The sequence below is a fragment of the Microbacterium sp. KNMS genome (assembly GCF_053851835.1).
Genome location: NZ_JBSQBP010000185.1, coordinates 1 through 242 on the forward strand (window position 1 = coordinate 1; position 242 = coordinate 242).

Genomic DNA, 242 nt, shown 5'->3' on the forward strand with positions numbered 1-242 from the left:
TCCCAGAAGCTGGTGCCATTACTTTCGCTCCATATATTCCGTAATCCTCTAACTTACTACTTTTCACTTCAGCAGGTGGAATGAGAATATCATATGCCCACCTTTCATTTGGTTTTATAACGTGATAGTTCATTTCTAACCGATCACCACCCCAACCTATTAATGCTCGCTCATTCAAAGGAAAACGAACTACTGCTTTAGGACTCATAGATTGTATATCTGCTGGATAAGCAATTCTACCT

1 protein-coding gene is annotated in these 242 nt (G+C 39.7%); it reads right to left on the reverse strand.

The features are described 5' to 3' along the window. Nucleotides 1–242, reverse strand: a 242-nt coding sequence (locus ACWXWW_RS18300) for a hypothetical protein (RefSeq protein WP_455971465.1), incomplete at both ends; no start/stop codon positions are given.